This is a genomic window from Bacillus sp. LBG-1-113 (assembly GCF_020708615.1).
GTDB lineage: Bacteria > Bacillota > Bacilli > Bacillales > Bacillaceae > Bacillus > Bacillus mojavensis.
Window position 1 is genome coordinate 180,662 of sequence record NZ_JAJFDG010000006.1, and the last position, 22,228, is coordinate 202,889.

Below are 22,228 nucleotides of genomic sequence, written 5' to 3' on the forward strand. Positions count from 1 at the left end.
CCCTCTTTATTATACGAGCGGGGCAGGTGTATACTTGTCCTGCCAGTATATTCGTGAGGTGAAACGTATTGAGACCGACAAATCGCAGAATCCTTGATGCTGCCATGCAGCTGCTCGTCAAAAAAGGATATCATGCAACGACGACAAAAGAAATTGCAGAAAAAGCAAACGTAAGTGAAGCGACGATTTTCAGGAATTTTAAAAACAAACAGGGGCTTGTCGAGGCTCTGCTTTCTCAGCATTCAGCAAATAGAAATCGCATCTTTGAGCAAACAGAAGGTGATTTATACAAAGACCTGCTGCATATCGGAACCTGTCTGCTGGAGGAGCTTGAACAGAGAAAAGATTTAATTAAAATCAGCTTTCGTGAACCCGCCATGTTTCAGGATGTCATCAACCATGTGACTGAATATCCCCAATCTATGAAACAGCTTTTGGTTGATTATCTCACAAGCATGGGTGAGAAAGGGGCTATCCAGACAGGAGATGAAGCTGAACATGCCGATGTATTTATTTCGATGATTTTCGGTTACTTTGTACACCGTCTTCATTTAGGCGACAGAGTAATTAGAACGCCCCAGGAAAAAATGCTGGAGCATAGTACAGCTATATTCGTCAAAGGAATTACTGCCCGTTAGCTCCTTGGCAAAACAAAAGGAGGATCCCAATGAGCTCAAAAAAAGAATGGGCGCTGATCGTCTCACTTTTATTGGGGGCCATCCTGGTTCCCATTAACTCAACGATGATCGCAGTTGCGCTTTCATCTATATCACATACGTATAACGAATCCATCGCAAGCATCACTTGGGTGGTTACCGTTTATTTAATCGTCATGGCCGTCACACAGCCGATAGCTGGAAAACTCGGTGACATGTATGGCAACAAAACCATGTATTTATGGGGCGTCGGCCTATTTCTGATTGCCTCATTAGGCTGCGCTCTATCGCCGAGCCTGTTTTTATTAATTGTATTTCGGGCTTTGCAGGCTGTTGGCGGGGCACTGCTCACGCCAAACAGCATTGCCATTATCCGGCACGTTGTATCAGAGAAACGCCTTCCGAAAGTGTTTGGCTATTTCGGACTCGGCGCAGGGCTCGGCGCCGCTCTCGGGCCGTTTATCGGCTCTCTTTTGATTGACAGCTTCAGCTGGCATTCGATTTTTTGGGTCAACATCCCGTTTCTCGCTATTGCTTTATTTACAGCATTGACCATGTTTCCTCAATATAAAGAAAACAAATCAGAGGCGCCGCTGGATATCATCGGTTCTCTCTTGCTGGCAGGCAGCATCGTTTCGATTATCCTGCTGACGAAAAATGAGTCTTCATGGGGCTATGCATTATACAGCATATTGATACTGCTTTTTGTCCCGCTTTTTTTCAGACGGGAAAAACGCACACATCACCCAATCATTGATTTTGCGCTGTTTAAAAGCTCAACCTTTACAAATGCCAATCTATCCGTCTTGTTAAGCAACCTAATGATGTATGCCGTCTTATTGATTATGCCCTTATTCATGACAAACCAGTTTGGGCTAAATACGTCTAACAGCGGCATGGCGCTTTCCGTCTTTTCGATATTTATGTCGGCGAGCAATTGGGCAGGCGCTCAGCTCCATCAGAAATGGGGTGCGAAAAAAATCATATTTCTCTCATTTGCGATGATGGCCGGAGCCAATTTGTTATTTTTGCTCTTGAGCAGCTCCCATTCCGTTTCCTTCCTGATGATCTCACTTATTCTTGGAGGGCTTGCATCCGGAGTCGGACTGACCAGCATGCAGGTATCATCCCTTGCCACAGTGGAGCCCGCGATGTCCGGAGTGGCTTCCGGCATTTTCTCGACCTTCCGTTACTTCGGAAGCATTATTTCGTCAGCCTTAATTGGCCTGATTTCTGGGTATCACACATTATTTATTATTCTTTTCGCGGTATCCGTCATTGGTGTTTTTGTCTCGTTAGGCATCAAATCTGACGAAACGGCACGCATGGAGCAAAATTCAGCGTAAAACAAAACAGCCCGGCGCCACACAAAAATGTGATGCCGGGCTGTTTTTTATGATCCAGGCAAAGCGGCTGCCTCACCTTCACGGTCATCCTTTACGAACAGAATGCCCAATTCATGATGTTCTCCCTCGTAAGACGCACGCTGATCAAAGCGAATCTCCCCGTTCAGTCCGATAATTTCAAGCTTCACATACGCACGGTTGCGCTGGAGCGCTTCATAAAAATCAGATACGTGCTTCACGGGCACACCGTTGACTTTCGTAATAATTTCTCCGATCTTTAATTCCAAGTCTTCAGCTGGTGTATTTGGTATAATACCAAGCACCATTAAGCCTTGATCACGCTTGGAGAAATAAAACGGGGCTGCATTGTCGTTTATCCTTTGCTTCACGGACAGAAAAATACGTCCTAATACAGCCGCACAGACAGCTGCACCCGCAAGCGGCGTCCACAGCAAACTCGCAGCACCGAGAGCGGAGACGATAAGCCCGAGAATACAGACTCGCTTCGCTGTAATTCTTATACTGGTTTCAGGAAGGGAACCCTGCACCCTTTGGCCGAATCCGACAAAGTAAGGTATCCATAGAAAATGGAATGACCCTCCGGGAACGGAAAACACAGGCCACCAGCTAAGGTGTGATTCTAATCCATTGCCAGGTACAAGAATAAACAGCGGCAAGAGCCATATACGGTTTGCAAGCTGCTGACCGATCGGCAAACCTCGGCTGCTGACGACCAATCCCGGTGATGTTTTCACATGGGCGGAACGATATGCAACCGCTCCTTCAGCGATAACCAGTAAGCCCAAAAACACCGCCAGAGCTGGCCACACGACTGCAAAGCCTTGCGGAAACCGATCCAAAAAAGGTTCAGCCTGATTCACTTGCAGTCCAAAACCTATCAGCATACTCACACTGACGATATATGCAGCAGACATCCAGTTTGCGCGAAGAGTGAGCGCTGCCGCTGCAGTCATAACAGCAATAATTGCAAGTATACCGAGAGGAATTGAAATTCCGAGTACCCCTAAAACAATAGACAAAAGGATACCAGGGATTAACCCTTTTGTATATGTAAATTTCAGTTCATCATAAATATCTGCTATTCTGGTATGAAAGGTTTTTCGTTCACGTTTGATCCTCACATATCCGAAAGCCAGACTTACAATGACAAAAAACCAGAATAGCGGGTGCAAAAAGAACAGGCCCGCACTTTTTAACAGTTCAAATCCCCATTGAACAGACACTATCTTTCACCGCCTCAAGCCAAACATGTTACTCATATTCTATCAAATATTACATGGCTTGGATATCCTCAGGAGGGTTTATCTCTCTTGCGTCATCCACAGCGTGACATTCGATAGTGAAAAATCCTTTAAATAATGGTTTACATCCACGTCCAATAACCCGCTGATCAGGTGCATCGACCTCTTTATATCTGTCAGATTAATTCCTAATCGTTTATGATTTTTCATTAAGTAATTAAAATAATGCTTGGCACATTCTTCATTAATGTCATTGACCGATTCAACATTTGTGTAATTCACTAGATACCTGCTAAACAGCATAAGAAGACTTAGTGCTTTTGTAGCTGAAAATGTTACGTCTTGTGTTCTGTCTTTTAATTGTTCCACTAATTCATAATATTTTTTTTCACGCACAATACTTGCCCTCTTCAATTGTGAACCCCCATTTTCTTTGTACAGATAAGCACGGGCCAGTATAAGCAGCAGTACTGGAGTGCTAACAAGCATTCTCGCTAACGTTCTATAAATACCTGTAGTTCAGCTGCCATAAACCTGATTACTGTTCTTTTTAGAACCTTCTTATATTGTATGAAGTAAACAAAGACTAGGCAACTTGCAAAAGTTTCATTTTAAATGCATATTTTCTCGTTAGAAAGTCTCTCTCATATATTGATATCGGGTAATCCCAGTCCTTTATAAATGTTTATTTGTGAAAAATTTTTTAATATCTTGTCAAAAACTCAATTTTTATGTGACTTTTAGATTATTTATTCATTAAGCATAAAGAAACAGGAGATGGAACACCATCTCCTTTAATTAACAAATAATGATTTAAGCGCTGTTTGAAGCTGCAAATCATTTTCTTCATCTGATTTTTTCATTTCAATTAAATGATTTATTTTCTTCGCCGTGCGCTTGTCAATCACACCTGTTTTAGCGAGCTTGTTTTGATCCTGAAAGGCCAAAACCGCTTTTTTCATTTCTTTGCTGAAATAGCCGTCTTCCCGACTTGGATCAAAACCGAGTCCTTTCAGTAAAACCTGTGCATGTTTCACATCTTCATTGTTCATATCTGCTTTAAGAGGCTCCTTGAGCTGCAATGGACCTGCGGAGAAATAATCAGGCTGCTTAATCGCAATGGTCGGCTTAACGCCCTTTTTATGAATCCAGTTCCCATTCGGCGTCAGCCACTTGTAAAGCGTCAACTTAATATTGCTGCCGTCTCCCATCGGTACAGCTTGTTGAACAGTTCCCTTTCCGAAAGACGTGTCACCTACAACATCATAATGCCCTGCTTCTTTTAATGCGCCTGCAAGAATTTCAGATGCAGAGGCGCTCCCCTTATCTGTGATGACATTGACAGGGTATGTTTTTTTATGGGTCAATGTTGAAAAATAACGTTTTCTATCTCCATTGCGCTCAGCAATCTGAATGTAAGGCTGATCCTTTGTAATGAAATGCTTAAGAATCTCTTCAACACTTTGAAGATATCCGCCCGGGTTTCCTCGAACATCCAGCACGAGGCCTTCAATTCCTTTTTTCTCGAGCTTGCCCAACGCTTTTGCAAAATCCTCCGCAGTATGCTCAGAAAAAGTAGAAATGGCGATATACCCGACAGAATGCCCCTGCACTTTTTTCTCTGAAGCAAACACTGTTTCAAGGGGAATTTCAGCTCTCTTAATGCGGAATGACAATTGCTTCTTCGTCCCGGGCCGCTGAATCTTTATTGACACGCTGGAACCTTTCTTTCCTCTTATTTTTAAGACAGCGTCATTTAAATCCTTGCCCGCCATCGATTCTCCATCAATACTGATGATTTCATCATTCGGCTTCAGCCCGGCTTTTTCCGCAGGAGATTGTTTAAATGGCGACACAATAATGATTTTGCCTTCTTCCACTCCAACCTCAGCCCCGATGCCTTCGAAAGAGGAATCAAGAGAATCAGAAAATTGCTTTGCTGTCTGCTTGTCCATATAGACGGAATAAGGATCGTTTAATGTAGATAGCATCCCTTGAATGGCTCCTTCAAGCAGCTTTTCTCTATCAACCTTTTCGACATATTCATTCGAAATCAAATCATATGCTTTTTCAATTTTATCCATAGCTGCAGCCCGATCAGAGTCAGCTTGAGCCGTTGCTGCAACAGCTGCGGCTTCGGGCTTTTCGGCTTCAAGCAGGTTCATTCCCGCATAAACGCCGGCGCCTCCGAACAGCATGCTCCCAGCCGCTATCACAGCGATTATTTTTTGATTCATCCTTTACTCCTCCTGTATGCCAGACTGTCTTTGCAAAACCTAGAGATAGTATATGTAAAGGATGGAGATTTCATGTAATCATAGAAGAAAAAGAAGGCAAAAGAAAAAGCCGTCCCGCAACCGGGATGGCTTTTTTGTGTTTATACTCGCAAAAACTTGCGGATGGAAGTCAGGCTTCCCCATACTCCAATCACTGCGCCGATTGCAATCAATACAAGCGAGACTTGGAATACAAACGGATTATATGGAAGAAGAGAGACAAATGAGCCTTGAACCTTCGGAACGACCCATCCGATAACATATTGATACGTGCTCAATACAAGCGCGATCGGAATGACTGAACCGAATACACCCAGCAGCAATCCTTCAAGGAAAAACGGCCAGCGGATAAACCAGTTCGTCGCACCAACAAGCTTCATGATTTCAATTTCTTTTCTTCTTGCAAAAATCGTAATTTTGATGGTGTTGGAAATTAAGAACATCGCCGTAAACAATAGGCCGATAATTAACGCGATTCCGATGTTGCGGGAAACGCCGACTACTTTAAACAAACGGCTGACCTCTTCTTTTCCGTAAGTAACTTTATAAACATGATCCATTTTTTCAATCTTTTTCGCGACACTTGGCGTATCATGCGGATCGGTCGTTTTCACGACAAACGCGTCATTCAGCGGGTTTTCCTGATCCTGCATCGTCAGGGATTTACCGCTGTCCCCAAAACTGTCAACTAACTGGTCAAGCTCTTTTTCTTTAGATGAAAAAGTAACACTTTGAATGCCGTTCAGGCCTTTTATCTCATCCTGCAGCTTGTCCTGTGCCTTCTTATCTGCAGTCAGATCAACCAATACCTTGATTTCGACTTCTTTTTCAGCATTCGTAGCCATGTTATTTAAATTCAGCATAATTACTAAAAACACGCCGACTAAAATCAGCGTAACGGTTACTGCACTAATGGATGCGAACGTCATCCATGTGTTTCTCCCGAGAGATTTAAAACTCTCACGCAAATGGCGCCCGAGAATTTTAATCATAAGAACCATACTCCCCTCTTGACTCATCACGCACAATGATACCATCTTCGATTGCAATGACACGTTTCTTAATGGTGTTTACGATTTCTTTATTATGTGTCGCCATTACGACTGTTGTTCCGCGGTTATTAATCTCCTCCAGCGTCTTCATGACTTCCCAAGACGTATCAGGATCAAGGTTTCCCGTAGGTTCATCAGCAATGACAACATCAGGGCTGTTCACAATTGATCTGGCTATAGAGACACGCTGCTGCTCCCCGCCTGAAAGCTGGTCAGGGAATTGTCTCGCTTTATGCTTCAGCTGCACCAAATCAAGCACTTCAAGCACCCGTTTTTTTATGACAGACGGCTGTTCTCCAATCACTTCAAGGGCAAAAGCCACATTCTCAAACACAGTCAGTTTCGGGAGAAGCTTGAAGTCCTGGAAGACAACACCTATTTTACGCCGCACGAAAGGAATCTCTTTTTCTTTAACCGAAGCGAGATCTTTATGATTGAGTAAAATTTGCCCTTTTGTCGGCTTTTCTTCTCTGTATATCATTTTAATAAAAGTAGATTTACCCGCTCCGCTCGGTCCGACAACATAAACAAACTCTCCGGGATGAATAGTAACTGAAATCCCGTTTAGCGCCTTTACACCGTTCGGATAGGCTTTGTATACTTCTTTCATTTCTATCATGAAATCACCTAATCTTTTATATCATTTTATGTCGCACGGTCATACTCTTCGAAAGCATTCGACAGTTTATGACCCATTCATTTGTAAAAAGATGAAAAATCTGAAAGTTTGATTTTCAACACACTTCATTATACGTCAAATTTAGACATAATACTATTACAGTTTCTTTTCATTCATCTTAATTCGGCATAAAAAAATCCTTGCCCAAGTCGCGGCAAAGATTTTCTGATATTACTTTTTCTCTGAGAGCCATTTTGCAATAGAAGCGGCTTCCTTATCATCTACAAGCCCCTTCGGCATATTGCCCCGTCCGTTTTTAATAATGCTTTCAATTTTTTCTTCGTCGTATTTGCCCCCAACCTCCTGGAGATTAGGTCCTGACACACCTTCTAAATCCTTGCCGTGGCAGCCTACACAGCTCTGTTGATATAATTCTTCCCCTTCAGAAGCAGAGGCTTCTGTTTTGCTGCTGTTGTCTGTCTTCTCTTCTTTTGCATCGTTAGAACCGCAGGCAGCCAGCAGGGCTGAAATTGCAAATACAAGCATTAGCATCGATAGTTTTGATTTCATGTTGAGAAGCACAACTCCTTTACGATCTCTTCCATATTATAACCTCGTTTAAGCGCGTTTGAAACCCTCGCCCAGCACCTCGCTTGCATCTGCTACAATCACAAAAGCAGTCTCATCAATCTGTTTGACGATTTGTTTCAATTTCGTGAATTCAGTTTGGCCAACCACGCACATTAAAATTGGTCGTTCGTCGTCAGTATATCCGCCGACTGCAGAAATTTTTGTAACACCTCTGTCAATTTTTTTAAAAACAGCTTCCTTTACGGCCTGTTCCTGTTTTGTAATGATAAGCGCCATTTTAGAGCGGTTGAAGCCGACTTGGACGACATCAATGGTTTTACTTGATACATACACCCCAAGCATGGCATACAGTCCCTGCTCTATATTAAATACGATCATCGCCGTAACAACAATCAAACCGTCAATGATCGCGAGACACGTCCCTAATGAGAGACCCGTGTATTTATGAATGATTTGAGCGGCTAATGCCGTTCCTCCCGTCGATCCTTTGCCTAAGTACACAATGCCGATTCCAATCCCGATGCCGACGCCGCCAAAAATCGCCGCCAGAAGCTCATGATGTGTAGCCGGCTGAATATCTCTCGTCAAAAACACGACAAGCGGCAAGAAGACAGAACCCGCAAGTGTCTTGAGCCCAAATTTACCGCCAAGCAAAATGATACCGGCAATAAATAAGGGAATATTAATGATCCACTGCACATAGGCCGCTTCAAAACCATATGACTGTAAAATGGTACTAATCCCGCTGACACCGCCTGCGGCTATTTTGTTTGGAAGCAGAAATACATTAAAGGACACTGCTGTAATTGCTGCCCCTATCAGTATGTATACATAATCCCGTATAATCCGAAGACTTTTATTCCGTACATCCATCATTACAACCTTCCTCCGTTTCTTCCTATGCTCTCCGATAGCATTTTAATCCTTCCCCGATCAGATGTAAATAACACCCAAATACAGTGGTAATATGCTAAAGCAGCAGCGAAAGCAAGGATATGCAGGCAATAAAAAAACACACCTGCAGACACCAGGTGTGTTTCCCGCTTATGAAAGTTTAGAACGCAGGTATGCGTCAATAAATACGTCAATATCTCCGTCCATTACGGCTTGAACGTTACCCATTTCTGTATTGGTCCGATGGTCTTTTACCATGGAATACGGATGGAAAACGTAAGAGCGGATTTGGCTGCCCCAGCCGATCTCTTTTTGCTCACCGCGAATTTCATCCAGCTCTGCCTGCTGTTCTTCAATCCTGCGCTGATACAGCTTTGCCTTCAGCATTTTCATTGCTCTTTCACGGTTTTTAATTTGGGAACGTTCTGTTTGGCATGTCACAACCACGTTTGTCGGCAAGTGAGTAATCCGAACTGCTGAGTCTGTCGTGTTGACGTGCTGTCCGCCTGCTCCGCTTGCACGGTACGTATCAACTTTAATATCCTCCGTACGGATATCAATATCGATCTCATCGTTGAATTCAGGCATAACTTCACAAGATACAAATGAAGTGTGACGGCGGCCTGATGAGTCAAACGGAGAAATCCGCACGAGACGATGCACGCCTTTTTCCGCCTTGATATATCCATAAGCGTTGTGCCCTTTAATCAGTAATGTGACTGACTTAATACCGGCTTCATCACCAGGAAGGTAATCGAGCGTTTCCACTTTAAAGCCGCGGCGCTCAGCCCATCTGGTGTACATTCTGAGAAGCATAGAGCCCCAATCCTGTGACTCAGTACCGCCCGCACCCGGATGCAGCTCCAAAATTGCGTTGTTTTTATCATACGGCTCACTGAGAAGAAGCTGAAGCTCAAACTCATTGAACTCCTTCGTTAATGCCTTTAGCTCTTTTTCAAGCTCAAGCTGAAGATCTTGATCCGGCTCTTCTTTCAGAAGGTCATGAGTCATTTGCAGTTCTTCATGGGATTCATTCAATTTTTTATAGGAATTGACATAATCCTTTAAACCATTTGCTTCATTGATGACCGTTTGGGCCTTTTGCTGATCATTCCAAAATTCCGGATCAGCCATTTGCTCATCTAGTTCAGCAATGCGGGTCTCCTTTGATTCGAGGTCAAAGAGACCCCCTAAAGTCCGCTAAACGAGAAGCCATATTTTCGAGCTCAACTCTAATTTCTGATAATTCCATTCCATTCACCTCATTAAAAGATCCGCGGGCGCTCAAGGCGCCGCGGTCAGCAAGCTTGCCCGAACGAACTATTCAGTCCGGCCGCAGCAATTTTTATATTTTTTTCCGCTTCCGCAGTGGCATGGCGCATTTCGGCCGATATCAACCACTTTACGAACCGGCGCTTTCTTTGCTTTTTTGTTTTCATCGCCTTCTTGCGGCTGATGAGCCGTGGTTTGGCCTTGTACAACCTCTTCACGCTCCAGATTATTTTCAATCTCAGCCTTCATCACAAATTTGGCAACCTCGTCTTCGATGGATTCAATCATATGCTCAAACATCGCAAAGCCTTCCATTTGATACTCACGCAGCGGATTTGTTTGCGCGTAAGCACGAAGGTGAATCCCTTGGCGTAGCTGATCCATTGCGTCAATATGATCCATCCATTTTGAATCGACGGCGCGAAGCACGATCACTTTCTCGAATTCTCGCATTTGTTCTTCGCCGAATTTTTCTTCTTTGTCATTATATTTGGTCTTGATGCGATCCATAATGAGCTCAAGCATTTCATCCGGCTCTTTGCCGAAGATGTCGCTCTTTTCAAGCGCGCCTTCGTCAAGGTAAGCCGTGTTAACAAGCTCAACAAGACCGTCAAGCTTCCATTCCTCAGGAAGCTCTTCTCTAGGCGTGTAGGCCGCAATTGCCCGCTCGAGAGAAGACTTGATCATATTTTCTACGATTTCACGCAGGTTTTCAGAGTCGATGACTTCGAAACGCTGCTTATAGATAACCTCACGCTGCTGGCGGAGAACATCATCATATTGGAGAAGCTGTTTACGTGAATCGAAGTTATTTCCTTCCACGCGTTTTTGGGATGATTCAACCGCGCGGGATACCATTTTGCTTTGAATCGGAGTGGAGTCATCCATACCAAAGCGGTCAAGCATTGCCATTGTCCGCTCAGCACCAAATCTGCGCATCAATTCATCTTCCATAGAAAGATAAAATTGCGTGATCCCCGGATCTCCCTGACGTCCTGAACGTCCTCGCAGCTGATTATCAATCCGGCGTGATTCATGGCGTTCCGTTCCGACAACAGCAAGTCCGCCAAGCTCTTTTACTCCTTCGCCAAGCTTAATGTCTGTTCCGCGGCCCGCCATGTTTGTCGCAATCGTCACAGCGCCTTTTTGGCCGGCCTCTTCAATGATTTGCGCTTCTCGTTCATGGTTTTTGGCGTTTAATACCTGATGCGGGATACCTTTGTTTTTGAGCAGCTTTGAAATCAATTCAGACGTTTCGACCGCAACTGTACCGACAAGAACAGGCTGTCCTGTCATATAACGCTGGGCAACATCTTCTGCGACTGCTTTAAACTTCCCTTCCATTGAACGGTAAATTAAATCAGGACGGTCATCACGAACAACCGGCTGGTTTGTCGGAATCGTCACAACCTGCATGTTGTAGATGTTACGGAATTCCTCTTCCTCTGTTTTAGCAGTACCCGTCATACCGGCAAGCTTTTCATACATCCGGAAGTAGTTTTGGAACGTAATCGTCGCCAAGGTCATGCTCTCATTTTGAATTTCAAGCCCTTCCTTCGCTTCGATCGCCTGGTGAAGCCCTTCGCTGTAACGGCGGCCTTTCATTAAACGTCCCGTAAAGGAGTCAACGATGACAACCTGACCGTCTTCTACTACGTAATCAACGTCCTTCTGCATGGCAACGTGCGCTTTTAAGGACTGGTTGATATGGTGGTTGAGCGCCACATTTTTCACATCAAACAGGTTGTCGATGCCGAACGCTTTTTCAGCCTTTGTCATTCCTTCTTCAGTGAGCTGTACACCCTTTGTTTTCACATCATACGTATAGTCTTTCTCTGCTTTTAACGTGCGTACAAAAGCATTTGCCTGCACGTACAGTTTTGTCGATTTTGCAGCTTGTCCTGAAATGATAAGCGGTGTTCTCGCTTCATCAATCAAAATAGAATCGACTTCATCAATTACCGCAAAATGAAGCGGACGCTGCACCATTTGCTCTTTATAAAGAACCATGTTGTCACGCAAATAGTCGAAGCCGAGCTCGTTGTTTGTAGAATAAGTGATGTCAGCCGCATAAGCTTCCCGTTTTTCATCTTTTGACATAGAGTTCAAATTCAGTCCGACAGTTAAACCGAGAAACTCGAAAATTTTCCCCATTTGCTCTGCGTCACGGCTCGCCAAGTATTCATTGACTGTCACGACGTGCACGCCTTTTCCAGATAAGGCATTTAAATAAACAGGCAGAGTAGACGTTAATGTTTTACCTTCCCCTGTTTTCATTTCCGCGATATTTCCGTCATGAAGAGCAACGCCCCCCATAAGCTGGACTTTAAACGGGAACATGCCGGTTACGCGGCGAGAAGCTTCCCGAACAACTGCGAATGCTTCAACAAGAAGATCATCAGTTGTCGCCCCTTTTTCAAGACGCTCTTTAAATTCAATTGTTTTATTTTTTAGCGCATCATCAGAGAGATTTTCATAGTCTCCCCGAATCGCATCAATATCGTTAGCTATTTTTTCGTATCTATTCAGCGTACGTTTTGTTGGATCAAACATTTTATTTAAAATTCCAAGCATTTATAACGCTCCTCTATCATCACATGCGTGTTTAACAAGCATGTATAAATAATTTACTAGTCCATGTATACCTCTCATTATCATATCATACCTTCTCTAATTTCCAAAGAATTTGCAAATAAGAAAAAACAAAAACCTTCCGCGAAAATCACGGAAGGCTGCTCTTCATTATTCAGTCGGTTCAATCAGGCCATATTTCCCGTCATTTCTGCGATACACGACGTTTGTAAGGTTTGTTTCCGCATTTGTGAAAACAAAGAAATTATGGCCGAGCATATTCATTTGTAGGATTGCTTCTTCATTATCCATCGGCTTTAAATTAAAGCGCTTCTGACGGACGATTTCTAAGCTTTCATCTTCTTCTATTTCGTCCTGAACCGCTATATCTGTATCAGAGCCGAGGCCGTTTGCCAATGCAGATTTCGGAAGACCCTGCTCACGGAATTTGCGGTTTACTTTTGTTTTATGCTTACGGATTTGACGTTCCAGCTTGTTTGTAGCGAGATCAATTGCATTGTACATATCCTCGTTATGCACTTCAGACCGAAGCGCCAGATCTGTCATTGGAATCGTAACCTCAACCTTAGACTCCTTGTCATTGTAAAACTTCAAGTTGACGTTCACATCGGCATTTACACTTTGCTCAAAATAACGCTCCAGCTTGCCGATCTTCTTCTCGACATGATCCTTTAACGCGGATGTCACCTCAATATTTTCTCCTCTGATGTTATAGTTCATCAAAGAACGCCTCCCTTTTATTAAGGATATGTATCTATTTCTCCTTTACCCTTTACAATTCCTGCTGAAACGTAAACCTTTTGTGAAAATTCAGTGAACTCTGTCGAATTGTGCCGATTTATGCTGATGCTCCTATGGTGACGGGAGGTATATGTATATGCTGGTAATAAGAAAAAATGCCTTACACAAAGTCAATTGATCACAAAGGGCTCCATACATCGATGAATGGACAGCATCCATTTCCTATAATGATTCAGAAAATGTCCTTTTAAATACTCGCAAAATTCATGAGAAGGGAATGAGAAAGAAACCAATTGATCAAATTCTGCAAAAATCTCGTCAAAAGCCTTAACGCATACTTCTGCGCACCGCGTGTTCATCACGAAAAGAAGAGTTGAATGGGTGGAATCCAAATAAAAAAAGGCTTGGATCAGATCTTGGTAGATCCGATCCCCTTCTGTTTTTGATAAATTCTGTTCCGCCTCTATCAAATAGCACAGCCCTTCCTCAATTGTAAAAAGAAGATGATAATAAGCTGATAAAAGCGTATAATCTTCAATGCTCTTCAAGGCACTCACCTATTTACGCTTGTCATAATATCTGCCGTCAATTGTGATGTTGTTATAAGGATTTAAATACGTCGTATGCATCGCGCGTTTTCTTTTCACCTGCTGAAGTTCTGCTGCGATTGACTGCTTCAGTCTTTCCATTTCCTTCACAATAAGCTGATCCCATGTCAGCACAAGTTTCATTTGCTTCTTTTCTTCTTCCGAGAGCGGCAAAGAGATGTCCTCAATGAGTTCATTCCGTTTTGCCACAAAGTCCTCAATTTGCTTTAAAAGTTCATCGCTCTCTGGTGTGTTCTGTATATGTGACAGCATACTTTTCGTTTCAATTGATAATTGATCTATTTGTTTCATGCAATTCCGCCTGACCCATGCCGGTCCTTTCGTTCGATTTGAATGGCCTGCTTCCATGCATCTCGAAAATCTGTCACATACCCCTCAACTTCTTCCAGTATGCTCTTGTCACTTTTTATATTTGCCTCTACCAGTCTTCGGTAAATATAATCGTACATCGCACCCATTGAACCGGAAAGCTCTATGTTACGGTTAAGCGTGCCATTTAATTCCTGAATGATATTTTGCGCTTTAATCAGATTTTCATTTTTACGTTCTATATCATTATTCTCAATGGCCTGGCATGCAAGTTTTATAAATTTCAAACAGCCATTATACAGCATAAGCGTCAGTTCACCGGGCGTAGCGGTATTCACTGAACTTTGCTGATAAGCTGCATAAGGATTTTGGATCGCCATGTGTCATCCTCCAAATTACATTTATTGTACAAGAAGCTGTGATAAATAGGACGCTTGTTCGTTCATTTTTTGAATTGCTGAATCCATTGCACTGAATTTTTTATAATAACGGTTTTCTACTGTGTTCAATCGGTCCTGCATATCGCTGATTTCAGTACTGATGGAACGCAAATTCTTCCCAATTGAATAATCACTTGCCCCCATTGTTGAATTGCCGGCTTTTGCTTCAATGCTTTTCACTGTGCTTTTCAGTGTGTCTCCGATACGTTTCATAATCCCTTTATCACTATAGGCACTGCTGTTCGTTCCGTTTGTAAATAAGGCGGCAACACTTTGCGGATCTTCTTGTATTTTTGCTTTCAGTTTGTCTTCATTAATCTCTAAATGGCCCCGCAATTGATAAGCACTTGAGGTTGTGATGCCAAATTCAGTTAATTGATAGGTTTTCCCATCTGCATTAACTTGAGTATAAAAGTCAGTCCGCATTTGGTTCGTGCCGGTGCTGATGCTGGAATCATTTCTCAACAAACCGCTTTTTGCCTTCTTCTCCCAGAGTTCTACCTCTTTATCAGACATTGCTTCTTTTTGTTCACTCGTCAGCGGAGTATAGTCTCTGAATTTTTCTTCCTTGAGCTTTTCATTCAGGCTGTCAACCAATTCATTGTATTTATCTACAAACTCTTTAATTTGGTTATAAATCCCGTCAACGTCAGTAGAAACAGATGTGGTAACAGGGCCTGTGGCTGCAGTTGTATTTTTGATCGAGTAGGTAACGCCATTAACCGTAAAGTTGTTTGTCAGCTTCTCCATTTCAAAGCCATTAATTGTGACCTTTGCATTTGTTCCTTCTTTGTAAGCAGTGAGCTTATTATCAGCGTCTAACGAAAAACCAAGCTGACCGGACATAAAGTCGGATGTAGCAGAGTCTGCTGCCTGTATGCTTCCTCCTGCACCTGTTGCTTTAGAAGAAAACGCAATCGTTTCTACATACTCTGTACCATTCCATATTTTATCTTTAAATGCTGATACTCCTAGATCTGAGCTGTTAAGTTTAGAAATCACATTATCAATCGTATCGGCGCTCGTCACACTGATGTTCACTGTTTTTGCCGTTGTCTCGCCAGGCGCCACAACGTTAAATGCCAAATTATAATCGCCTTGTGTGTATCCCGTATAATTATTTGCCTTATACGTTGCTGCAGTTGCCAAACTCGCTACTTCAACAGTAGAAGAAGAGTTTGGCGCACTTGCGCTTCCTGTAGCAGTTAACACAGACTCATTGGAGCTGGTCACAGTTTTGCTCTGATACGTGCTCGGATATGTCAACGTATTTTTAGACATATAATCTTGTAGTTCTTTTATTTTTGAGTTGACTTCACGATAGCTATCACGCTGCCATTCAAGCGTCTGCTTTTTTTGTGTCAGCTTATCAAGCGGCGCTCTTTCTGTCTGCATCAGCTTTGATACGATATCATCTATATCCATTCCTGACGCCAAACCTGTTATTCTCGTGACCATTCCAAACCACTCCTAATCTACTTTTTTTCATCTACAAATAACCCAAGAAATTCAGTCATAGCCGCATAAAAATCAAGCCACCGTTTCGGCGGAATTTCGCGGATGACTTCATTTGTAGAGTCCTCTATTACTTTTACATAGTATTCATTTAACTTCTCATGGAGCTCAAACTTCAGGTGAACTTGCGACGGTTCCAAAAGGTTGTTCATCTCCCCTACCATTTCAGCAAGATTGGTATATGAAACTTGATGAACAGGAACCTCACTCTCATGATCTTTCTGGTTATGTATTTGAGTATCATAACGATCCCAAACGGGTTGTAACGTAGTGAGCCTTTCAATATTCAATTGATCATCCCCTATGTCCCAATCTATCGTTTATATCGACTAAGTCGAGATAAGATTACACATATTTATGGAAAAAAACTCATCTGTTTTAAAATTCTTGTTTGGAAATACATTTATAAGATAGTGGAGAATCCGATTATTATATCACGGGTTATAGACAGTAAGGGGAAAGATATGGAGTTAGGAATATAAAAAAAGACCCCGGCAAACGCCAAGGTCTTTTTCAAAATTAACGTAACAATTGAAGTACGTTTTGAGGCTGTTGGTTCGCTTGAGCAAGCATCGCTTGAGAAGCTTGAGAAAGAATGTTGTTCTTTGTGAACTCGCTCATCTCTTTAGCCATGTCAACGTCACGGATACGAGACTCAGCAGCTGTCAGGTTTTCACCAGAAGCGCCTAAGTTGTTGATTGTATGCTCAAGACGGTTTTGTACCGCACCAAGTTTTGAACGTTGAGTTGAAACATTGTTAATAGCAGTATCAATTAAACCAAGTTGTGTATCAAATGCAGTTGCATCAGTTTCGAATGCAGTAACATCGATACCGTCAATTCCTAGTCCAGTTGCACTCATATCTCCGATATTAACTGAAAGCTGTTGCCCTGCGTTTGCACCAATTTGGAATGTTAATTTGTTAGTTGCAAAGTCGCCATTAAGAAGCTTCTTACCGTTAAATTCAGTTCTGTCAGAGATACCTTTACTTCCACCTGTCATACCACCAACTTCTTCAAGTAGAGATTTGATCTCTTCTTGGATAGCACCTAAGTCTGTACCATCTTGAGTACCAGTATTGTTTGCTTGTACTGCAAGCTCACGAACACGTTGAAGGATAGAGTGAGTTTCAGTCAATGCACCCTCAGCTGTTTGGATAAGAGAGATTCCGTCTTGAGAGTTTTTAGAAGCCATTTCAAGACCTCTGATTTGTCCTCTCATTTTTTCAGAGATCGCAAGACCTGCTGCGTCATCTCCTGCACGGTTGATACGAAGACCAGAAGAAAGCTTCTCCATGTTCTTTTGGCTAGCACCGTTGTTTGAAGACAAACGGTTTAGTGTGTTAAGTGCTGCGATATTGTGGTTAATTCTCATTGTTTTGTTCCTCCCTGAATGTGTATTTAGGCACGTCCTTGTGCCTCATTTTTTATAGCTGGCGGAGTCTCTTGCGCCTCCTCCTGGCTACATCATTAATATCGGATTGTCTCTGATTTTGTTAATACCAAAATAAAAAAATCCTCACTTTTTTCGTGAGGATAATGCGGAGATCACATCGCTGGATAACGCTGCCGCTCGATTATTTTCTTCCTGAATGGTCAAATATATTTCTTTCCTGTGAATATCAATATGCTTTGGGGCGTCAATTCCCAGCTTCACTTGGTCACCCTCAACCGCAATGACTTTCACTTCAATATCAGCACCTATTTGAATCGCTTCGTTTAATTTCCGCGATAAAACTAGCATGATTCTCCTCCAATCGGATGCTTTGTCGTATATGGGGAGTCGTGTAAAACGACTTGCTTAGCCAGCATGTTCTTGCGATTCACAATAATAGGAGCCAATAAATTAGCAGTAGTTTTTTCGAATGGCTCTTCCATGGTCAATAATGTCATGACTTCTACGTCTTCAATTTTATCGATATCCAAAAGTTCAGCAGTTGATTCATCAAGGTCAAATTCATAATTCTTAAAAAAGATAAACGGACTTACAACGATGAACGCAAGATTCTCTGAAGTGACGGACTGCAGCGCCACGAATGGAGAGTCTTCTGAAAGCGGAAGAATAACGAACTGTTTTTCTTCAACAAAACCTGGAATCCCGTTTTCAAAAAGAATGATTTGTTCTTCTTTCACGTTCATTTGGCCATGGTACTTAGTATGAATGATCATTGTTCACGATCCTTTTCTTTTTACTTTTCTAGTGATTTTTTCGGGTATTCTACATCTATATTTAAATCAGGGTATTGGAGCATGTCAACCTTAACGTTTCCCGGCATATATTCAACAATCGGCTTATGCGGTTCAGCCTGAATAACAGGCTTTCGCGGCGTAATCTGAACATTAAGCTGTGACGGAGTATATTGTATTTTCACCCTTGAAAGAGAAGGAGCATAATGTTCGCCTAATTGAATTTGGTGCATCTCAGAGTTCCTCTTTGCTTGTGAAGCGATGGGGTTCCCCTTATTTTCAATTCTCATAAGCTCGTCTCCTTCTTCTGCGGTACGGGCTATACCTTCCATTACATCTTCATGCCCTTGTTGGGCAGCTTCTTCGATTCTTTTGGATATATGCTTTCTGTCTAATTCTTCCCATGCTTGCGTCTGGTCAATCGTGAGTTTTCCCGGGGTCACCGATATTTCCATTTCCGCGCTTGGCTGTTCAATTTCCAAGTCGGCTTGCGGCTGCTCCATTTTTAAGCTGGCAGGCGTCGTTGTTAAACCAATTTTCCCTTGAACACTATGCATAATCAATCTGGGAATTTGCATCACTCTACCTCCTAAACTATAAAAAAAGCGAACTCCTGAGAGCCGCTTACTTTAAAAAGTCGATCAATGTAGGCTGAACAATTTGCGCATTTACAGCCAGAGTAGCCCTGTGCACGCTTTGCTGCGCAATAAATTCAGTTATTATTTCTTCCAGTTCTACATCTTCATTGTCTGACAACACTTTTGTAGCTGTTTCTTCTTGAGCTGAAAGTCTTGTATTAATCAGTTCAAGACGATTATATCTCGCTCCAATATCAGATCGTTCTGCACTCATACCGTCAGAAAATTGATCAATATCATCTAAAACGCTGTCCACATCGTCCAAAGAGCCTGAATTAAGTGCTGTTTCAAATGAATTAAGCATTTCAAACACATTTTGTCCGCTTCCAGAAGTACCGCCAAAGGCTGCCTTCGGATCTGAGTTCACCTTTAATGACATATTATCCGATATATTGACAATAACGTCAGCGGTATCAGAAATCGTATAAGTTCCGTCGCCGTTGTCTTTAACTGGGGGTGTATCTGAATTAGTGCCATTGAAGATATATCTGCCGTTCACTTGTGTATTAGCAATATTTAAAAGCTGCTCTTTTAATTGTTTTACTTCTACACCAATTGCTTGCAATTCTGCTTCACCATTTGTGTCATTCTGAGCTTGAACAGCTAACTCTCTGACCTTTGACATAATGTCAATTCCTTCAGTAATGTTTGTTTCTGTGTTTTCAAGCCAAGTAAAGGCTTGAGAAGCATTACTTTGGTATTGCTGAACTTGAGATAATTGCGTATTGTACTTTAAACTTTTCATAGCTACTACTGGATCATCGGAAGCTTTTGAGATTTTTTTTCCGGAAGAAATCTGTGATTGAAGTTTATCCAGCTTTGAGTAGCTTGAACCGATATATCTCAATGAGTTTTGCTGAATCATCCCTTGTGTTACTCTCATTTGATCTACCTACCTTCCTCCGACACCCATGCCATTGATCACTTTGTCGAGTATTTCGTCTTGTAACGTTACCATTCTTGCGGCAGCATTGTATGCGTGTTGGAATTGAATCATATTGGTCATTTCTTCATCTAAAGAAACAGCGCTCATTTGCTGACGGTTTATGTCTGCATCACTCAGCTGTGTTTCTGTATTAGATGCCAGCCGATTCGCCTCTTGAGCTTTGATCCCCAGCTCGCCAATGAGACCAGCATAATAATCTAGCACACTCGTTTCTTTTCCGTTAATGGTGATGTCCCCAGTTAACACATTTGCTAAATTCGTTGCGTTTGAATTATCGTTTGCTGCTCCAGTAAGTGAGAAAGCGATATTCGCGCCTTTTGAATCTTTTATGCTGTCAGTAACTTTAATCTTACCTGCTGCGCCTTTTGCCGGCTCAGTTTCACCCCCGGTAAAATCAAAAAAGTCCCCGCCTTGTTCACCGCTCTCTGTCAGACCATTTCGGTGTACTTCATTGAAAGCTTTTGCAAATTCGAGCGCCATATGATCAAGATCTGAAAGCATCTCCGGATATATGCCCTTTTCTTTGCCGTCTGCCGTGACATATCCATAAGACTGTATAAATCCTAACAGTGATCCATTGCTGCTGAACGACTCAGCTTGAACCGCAGTGTCTCCAATTGAAATACTTGTCACTAAGCCCGTTTCATTATCATAGTTAGCTTTCAGCTCTGAAACCTCATAATTTTTTCCGTCCAGAACAGTTCCCAGCGACTGTTTATTTTTATCCAGGATTTCGATCGATACAGTTCCTTCCGAAGAAGCAAGCGCATTCCCGCCTGATTTGTTGTAGCTCACTTTGACATCAACAATTGAAGATAATTTATCAATCAGCAAATCACGTTGATCGTATAAACCATTCGGAAGCAGACCGACTGGTTCTACCTGTGCAATTTGCTTATTGAGACTGTTTAATTGAGATAGCAGTGAATTAACATCTAGTACACTAGTATCTAGTTCTGCTTTTAAATTTGATTGAACTTTTGTAAGGGACTCAGAAATATGATTAAACGTATCAGCAACAGCCTGTCCTTTTTGAGAGACAACAGAACGCGCACTGTCCTCATTTGCATTATTGGATAGTTCTTGCAGAGAATTCCAAAATGAATTTAGCACACTGTTTAATCCGCTGCCACCAGTCTCATTCATAATCCCTTCCATTTGGGACAGGGCTTTAGCCTTCGTGTCATAATATCCGGAACTGCTGTTTTGGAGACGGTATTGGTAGTCAAGAAAAATATCTCTTATTCTCTCAACTGACTTCCCTTGAACGCCTGTTCCCATTTGTCCCGCAGTTTTTTCTGCATTTTTTGATACAGCAGGGAAATAGTCCGTTGCCTCTAATGAGACTCGCTGTCTTGTATAACCATCAGTATTGGCATTTGCCACATTATTTGCAGTAGTGCTTAACGCTGCTTGCTGAGCGCTTAACGCCCGCCTTGCAGTTTCAAGACCCATAAAGGTAGATGTCATATTCTGAATTCCTTTCTGCTAAGCTTTTGAATCAAAAAGTTTCATCCGGCTGCTCTTTGGAAGCTCAGCTTTAATCTGTTTGCTGTAATTAAAGTTATTATCCTTAGGAACCAGCATATCGTACGAAATAGAGATGAATTGCAGCGCATCTCTTGTCAGCTGCCTATTCAGCTTATTCACTTCTTTTAGACGCCCGAGAACTTTAGTAAGAGATTCGAACAAAAGTTCAAGCTCTTCCTTTTCACTGCCTGACGTTTTGGCGATACAAGCAGAAATAGTGTTATTTTCGCTGTATCCAAGAAAAGCGGAAGCCGCTTTAATCCGGTCATCTTCTGTCTGTTCGATTGCTTGAATGTATTTTTGTTCTTTTGTCAAAATGTTAGAAAGCTCTTTTGTTTTGCCGGCTTTGAGCGCTTCCGTTTTTTCCTCAGACAGCGTGAGCAAATGCTCATGCAGAACGCAAAGTCGCTTCAATTGTTCAATAATTGGCTTTGCTGACATGGCTTTCTCCTTTTTTACTGCTTTTTATAAAAATTAATCATGTTTTTTGCTATATGATTTGCGTCTATTTTGTATGACCCGTTTTCAATTTGCGCTTTTAGCTGCACGATTTTTTCCTGGCGTGAACCAGTGACTGCGTCGGATGCATTTTGCAGCTCTTTAGCCTGCGATGAAATTTCAATTTTATCTTTAGGCTGTGCAGCATTTTTTTGCACTGCTTGCTTTTCGTAATTTTTTTGGTATGGATTAACGGATTGTGTTCCAAATTGATTGATTTTCATAGGATTCCTCTCGCTTTCCGTTGCAGTCTTTAA

General features: G+C 42.3%; 25 protein-coding genes. 2 read left to right on the forward strand and 23 right to left on the reverse strand.

Features of this window, described 5'->3' with window-relative positions:
- Positions 1-68 precede the first annotated feature (68 nt).
- Both LJF29_RS15475 and LJF29_RS15480 read left to right on the forward strand, forming a co-directional pair.
- The gene (locus LJF29_RS15475; protein WP_010332042.1) at positions 69-638 is read left to right on the forward strand and encodes a TetR/AcrR family transcriptional regulator; all 570 of its coding nucleotides are present in this window, start codon (positions 69-71) and stop codon (positions 636-638) included.
- Positions 639-667: 29 nt separating this feature from the next.
- Entirely contained in the window at positions 668-2,002 is a 1,335-nt protein-coding gene (locus LJF29_RS15480; protein ID WP_229149451.1) for an MFS transporter, read from the forward strand.
- A 47-nt stretch (positions 2,003-2,049) separates the two neighbouring features.
- Here LJF29_RS15480 and LJF29_RS15485 read toward each other — a convergent pair whose 3' ends face one another.
- The 23 genes from LJF29_RS15485 to flgM form a co-directional block, all read right to left on the reverse strand.
- Positions 2,050-3,246 (reverse strand): PDZ domain-containing protein, encoded by a 1,197-nt coding sequence (locus LJF29_RS15485; protein ID WP_229149452.1) that lies wholly within the window; start codon positions 3,244-3,246, stop codon positions 2,050-2,052.
- A gap of 78 nt (positions 3,247-3,324) precedes the next feature.
- Positions 3,325-3,678, reverse strand: a complete 354-nt coding sequence (gene swrA, locus LJF29_RS15490) for a swarming motility protein SwrAA (protein ID WP_015251121.1) — start codon at positions 3,676-3,678, stop codon at positions 3,325-3,327.
- 380 nt (positions 3,679-4,058) lie between these two features.
- Positions 4,059-5,501, reverse strand: coding sequence for a S41 family peptidase (locus LJF29_RS15495; protein ID WP_229149453.1), 1,443 nt, complete (start codon positions 5,499-5,501; stop codon positions 4,059-4,061).
- 140 nt (positions 5,502-5,641) lie between these two features.
- A complete protein-coding gene (gene ftsX, locus LJF29_RS15500) occupies positions 5,642-6,532 on the reverse strand; it encodes a permease-like cell division protein FtsX (RefSeq protein ID WP_168748860.1) in 891 nt (296 codons plus the stop codon).
- On the reverse strand, positions 6,525-7,211 hold the full coding sequence (gene ftsE, locus LJF29_RS15505; protein ID WP_010332047.1) for a cell division ATP-binding protein FtsE: 687 nt from the start codon (positions 7,209-7,211) through the stop codon (positions 6,525-6,527). The genes ftsX and ftsE overlap by 8 nt, the downstream gene beginning before the upstream one ends.
- Positions 7,212-7,442: 231 nt before the next feature.
- The gene (gene cccB, locus LJF29_RS15510; protein ID WP_229149455.1) at positions 7,443-7,781 is read right to left on the reverse strand and encodes a cytochrome c551; all 339 of its coding nucleotides are present in this window, start codon (positions 7,779-7,781) and stop codon (positions 7,443-7,445) included.
- A 48-nt stretch (positions 7,782-7,829) separates the two neighbouring features.
- The gene (locus LJF29_RS15515) at positions 7,830-8,675 is read right to left on the reverse strand and encodes a YitT family protein (RefSeq protein WP_010332049.1); all 846 of its coding nucleotides are present in this window, start codon (positions 8,673-8,675) and stop codon (positions 7,830-7,832) included.
- A gap of 171 nt (positions 8,676-8,846) precedes the next feature.
- A protein-coding gene (prfB, locus tag LJF29_RS15520) for a peptide chain release factor 2 (RefSeq protein ID WP_099043490.1) occupies positions 8,847-9,948 on the reverse strand; the annotation gives its coding sequence in 2 pieces (ribosomal slippage) (positions 8,847-9,875 and positions 9,877-9,948; 1,101 coding nt in all).
- Positions 9,949-10,016: 68 nt separating this feature from the next.
- The gene (secA, locus tag LJF29_RS15525) at positions 10,017-12,542 is read right to left on the reverse strand and encodes a preprotein translocase subunit SecA (RefSeq protein ID WP_010332051.1); all 2,526 of its coding nucleotides are present in this window, start codon (positions 12,540-12,542) and stop codon (positions 10,017-10,019) included.
- Positions 12,543-12,710: 168 nt separating this feature from the next.
- Positions 12,711-13,280, reverse strand: a complete 570-nt coding sequence (gene hpf / locus LJF29_RS15530; protein ID WP_010332052.1) for a ribosome hibernation-promoting factor, HPF/YfiA family — start codon at positions 13,278-13,280, stop codon at positions 12,711-12,713.
- 191 nt (positions 13,281-13,471) lie between these two features.
- Entirely contained in the window at positions 13,472-13,849 is a 378-nt protein-coding gene (locus LJF29_RS15535; protein WP_010332053.1) for a hypothetical protein, read from the reverse strand.
- A gap of 9 nt (positions 13,850-13,858) precedes the next feature.
- On the reverse strand, positions 13,859-14,200 hold the full coding sequence (locus LJF29_RS15540; RefSeq protein ID WP_106021960.1) for a flagellar protein FliT: 342 nt from the start codon (positions 14,198-14,200) through the stop codon (positions 13,859-13,861).
- Entirely contained in the window at positions 14,197-14,598 is a 402-nt protein-coding gene (fliS, locus tag LJF29_RS15545) for a flagellar export chaperone FliS (RefSeq protein WP_010332055.1), read from the reverse strand. The genes LJF29_RS15540 and fliS overlap by 4 nt, the downstream gene beginning before the upstream one ends.
- 21 nt (positions 14,599-14,619) lie before the next feature.
- The gene (locus tag LJF29_RS15550) at positions 14,620-16,116 is read right to left on the reverse strand and encodes a flagellar hook-associated protein 2 (RefSeq protein ID WP_229149456.1); all 1,497 of its coding nucleotides are present in this window, start codon (positions 16,114-16,116) and stop codon (positions 14,620-14,622) included.
- Between the two features lie 17 nt (positions 16,117-16,133).
- The gene (gene flaG, locus LJF29_RS15555; RefSeq protein WP_010332057.1) at positions 16,134-16,463 is read right to left on the reverse strand and encodes a flagellar protein FlaG; all 330 of its coding nucleotides are present in this window, start codon (positions 16,461-16,463) and stop codon (positions 16,134-16,136) included.
- A gap of 229 nt (positions 16,464-16,692) precedes the next feature.
- Positions 16,693-17,547, reverse strand: coding sequence for a flagellin Hag (gene hag, locus LJF29_RS15560; RefSeq protein ID WP_010332058.1), 855 nt, complete (start codon positions 17,545-17,547; stop codon positions 16,693-16,695).
- Between the two features lie 144 nt (positions 17,548-17,691).
- The gene (gene csrA / locus LJF29_RS15565; protein WP_106021958.1) at positions 17,692-17,916 is read right to left on the reverse strand and encodes a carbon storage regulator CsrA; all 225 of its coding nucleotides are present in this window, start codon (positions 17,914-17,916) and stop codon (positions 17,692-17,694) included.
- Positions 17,910-18,341 (reverse strand): flagellar assembly protein FliW, encoded by a 432-nt coding sequence (gene fliW / locus LJF29_RS15570; protein WP_106021957.1) that lies wholly within the window; start codon positions 18,339-18,341, stop codon positions 17,910-17,912. The genes csrA and fliW overlap by 7 nt, the downstream gene beginning before the upstream one ends.
- A gap of 20 nt (positions 18,342-18,361) precedes the next feature.
- A complete protein-coding gene (locus LJF29_RS15575) occupies positions 18,362-18,937 on the reverse strand; it encodes a DUF6470 family protein (protein ID WP_229149457.1) in 576 nt (191 codons plus the stop codon).
- Between the two features lie 46 nt (positions 18,938-18,983).
- Positions 18,984-19,880: a flagellar hook-associated protein FlgL gene (flgL, locus tag LJF29_RS15580; protein WP_010332062.1), complete on the reverse strand. Its 897-nt coding sequence runs from the start codon at positions 19,878-19,880 to the stop codon at positions 18,984-18,986.
- A 9-nt stretch (positions 19,881-19,889) separates the two neighbouring features.
- The gene (gene flgK, locus LJF29_RS15585; protein ID WP_229149458.1) at positions 19,890-21,413 is read right to left on the reverse strand and encodes a flagellar hook-associated protein FlgK; all 1,524 of its coding nucleotides are present in this window, start codon (positions 21,411-21,413) and stop codon (positions 19,890-19,892) included.
- Positions 21,414-21,431: 18 nt separating this feature from the next.
- Positions 21,432-21,914, reverse strand: a complete 483-nt coding sequence (gene flgN, locus LJF29_RS15590) for a flagellar protein FlgN (protein WP_229149460.1) — start codon at positions 21,912-21,914, stop codon at positions 21,432-21,434.
- A 14-nt stretch (positions 21,915-21,928) separates the two neighbouring features.
- Positions 21,929-22,195 carry a flagellar biosynthesis anti-sigma factor FlgM gene (gene flgM / locus LJF29_RS15595; RefSeq protein ID WP_229149467.1) on the reverse strand — a complete coding sequence of 89 codons (267 nt, stop codon included), beginning with the start codon at positions 22,193-22,195 and terminating at the stop codon, positions 21,929-21,931.
- Positions 22,196-22,228 lie beyond the last annotated feature (33 nt).

Bases quoted from the DNA above. Each gene is read 5' to 3' on its own strand.
- ftsE (WP_010332047.1), bottom strand. From the start codon at position 7,211: ATGATAGAAATGAAAGAAGTATACAAAGCCTATCCGAACGGTGTAAAG.
- LJF29_RS15495 (WP_229149453.1), bottom strand. From the start codon at position 5,501: ATGAATCAAAAAATAATCGCTGTGATAGCGGCTGGGAGCATGCTGTTC.
- LJF29_RS15550 (WP_229149456.1), bottom strand. From the start codon at position 16,116: ATGGTCACGAGAATAACAGGTTTGGCGTCAGGAATGGATATAGATGAT.
- LJF29_RS15515 (WP_010332049.1), bottom strand. From the start codon at position 8,675: ATGGATGTACGGAATAAAAGTCTTCGGATTATACGGGATTATGTATAC.
- fliW (WP_106021957.1), bottom strand. From the start codon at position 18,341: ATGATCATTCATACTAAGTACCATGGCCAAATGAACGTGAAAGAAGAA.
- fliS (WP_010332055.1), bottom strand. From the start codon at position 14,598: ATGGCGATCCAAAATCCTTATGCAGCTTATCAGCAAAGTTCAGTGAAT.
- flgN (WP_229149460.1), bottom strand. From the start codon at position 21,914: ATGTCAGCAAAGCCAATTATTGAACAATTGAAGCGACTTTGCGTTCTG.
- flgK (WP_229149458.1), bottom strand. From the start codon at position 21,413: ATGACATCTACCTTTATGGGTCTTGAAACTGCAAGGCGGGCGTTAAGC.
- LJF29_RS15480 (WP_229149451.1), top strand. From the start codon at position 668: ATGAGCTCAAAAAAAGAATGGGCGCTGATCGTCTCACTTTTATTGGGG.
- csrA (WP_106021958.1), bottom strand. From the start codon at position 17,916: ATGCTAGTTTTATCGCGGAAATTAAACGAAGCGATTCAAATAGGTGCT.
- flgL (WP_010332062.1), bottom strand. From the start codon at position 19,880: ATGAGAGTAACACAAGGGATGATTCAGCAAAACTCATTGAGATATATC.
- LJF29_RS15575 (WP_229149457.1), bottom strand. From the start codon at position 18,937: ATGCAAATTCCCAGATTGATTATGCATAGTGTTCAAGGGAAAATTGGT.
- secA (WP_010332051.1), bottom strand. From the start codon at position 12,542: ATGCTTGGAATTTTAAATAAAATGTTTGATCCAACAAAACGTACGCTG.
- flgM (WP_229149467.1), bottom strand. From the start codon at position 22,195: ATGAAAATCAATCAATTTGGAACACAATCCGTTAATCCATACCAAAAA.
- LJF29_RS15540 (WP_106021960.1), bottom strand. From the start codon at position 14,200: ATGAAACAAATAGATCAATTATCAATTGAAACGAAAAGTATGCTGTCA.
- ftsX (WP_168748860.1), bottom strand. From the start codon at position 6,532: ATGATTAAAATTCTCGGGCGCCATTTGCGTGAGAGTTTTAAATCTCTC.
- hag (WP_010332058.1), bottom strand. From the start codon at position 17,547: ATGAGAATTAACCACAATATCGCAGCACTTAACACACTAAACCGTTTG.
- cccB (WP_229149455.1), bottom strand. From the start codon at position 7,781: ATGAAATCAAAACTATCGATGCTAATGCTTGTATTTGCAATTTCAGCC.
- hpf (WP_010332052.1), bottom strand. From the start codon at position 13,280: ATGAACTATAACATCAGAGGAGAAAATATTGAGGTGACATCCGCGTTA.